1 protein-coding gene and 1 pseudogene are annotated in these 1,444 nt (G+C 43.4%); both read right to left on the minus strand.

Translation table 11 applies throughout. The features are described from left to right. Nucleotides 1-203 (minus strand): annotated as a pseudogene (locus AC1DWN_RS33690) (ABC transporter ATP-binding protein); the annotation flags it as partial. Nucleotides 204-419: 216 nt separating this feature from the next. Then, on the minus strand, nt 420-1,444 hold a 1,025-nt coding region (locus AC1DWN_RS33695), incomplete at its 5' end, for a methyl-accepting chemotaxis protein (protein WP_477563177.1).

Genomic DNA, 1,444 nt, shown 5'->3' on the forward strand with positions numbered 1-1,444 from the left:
GTCGTCTTTCCTGAACCAGATCTGCCTCTAAGCATAACTAACTGCTGAGACTTCAGCTCCATTTGAATCCCTTTCAGTACATGAAGCGGCGAGCCTCCCACTTGGAAAATGCGCTCTACATTGTTGACAACCAGCAGCTTGCTCTGTTCATCAGCAGTGTCTCCTAGCTTCGTGCTTTGTTCTGTTTCTTCCGGAATTGCCATGAGCCCCTCCATTACCCCCTTCGTGAACAGGTACAACAAAACTTACTTCGTAAATTTCGCATTTGTAACTTTCATAATTCTAATCTTACATGATAGACGAAAGACATGCGTAAAAAGTTACGTCAATTTCATAAATTTTTCAAATTAAAATTACAAAAAAAACCTGCTTTCAGCGGATTATAAAACTTCCAGCCCAAAACAGATTTTTTTCGACAATTATTCCACTTTAAAGTGGGAAACAGAGCGATTCAGTTCGCCTACGATGTCATTCAAATGTGCTGCTGCTGTATTTATATTTTCCATAAGTGCAAGCTGCTCCTCTGTCGCAGCTGCAACATTTTCTGTTTTATTAAAATTCATCGCTGCACTAGAAGCCGTTTGTTCCATAGATGCGCTCACCTCTTGCGAACTTGCGGACATTTGCTCTGTAATTGCTGAGGTTTCAACGAGCTGCTCTGTCATTTGCTGAATCGAGGATACAATTACATCTAGGTTGTCCTTTACATCGTTTATTCGTTCACTGCCTCGTCCTATCTCTTCTATCGTTTGTACCATATAGGAGGAAGCACCTGATATTTCACTGCGCGTAACATCTACTAGCTTATGAATGCCATCCGCTGATTCAAGAGAGTTTGCTGCAAGCTTACGAATTTCTCCCGCTACCACAGCAAAGCCTCTGCCTTGCTCGCCGGCCCGCGCTGCTTCAATAGATGCATTGAGTGATAAAATATTGGTTTGATTAGAAAATGCTGTTATGTTATCTGCAATCGCACCAATTTGCATGGACCTGTTTTCCAACGTTCCAATCGTATCCGACAGCTTCGAAATCACTGTTTTTACTTCCGTCATTTGATCTACMAAGCGTGTGAGCGCAGCTTGACCTTGATCAGCTTGATGAGATGTTGTAGTAGAATGGTCAGCGATCAACGTTGTATTTTCCGCAATACGCTGAATTCCGACTGTCATCTCAACTATCGCCTTAGAAGTTTCCTCTGCACCGCGAGCTTGAATCTCCGTTCCATTCGCAACCTCTTGAATATTGTGCGCGACATGCTCAGCAGCGGCTGATGACTCCAAGGATGCTGTCGACATTTGCGTTGCAGATTTGTTTACCTCCATCGCATTAACCACAATACCCGATATGAGCTGCTTCGTCACTTCAATCATATGGTCGACTGACTTTGAAATGATGCCAAGCTCATCCTTGCTATACTTCTTGTCCGGCAGGACCGTTAAATCCC

It is taken from the genome of Paenibacillus sp. P4_A7 (assembly GCF_056402455.1).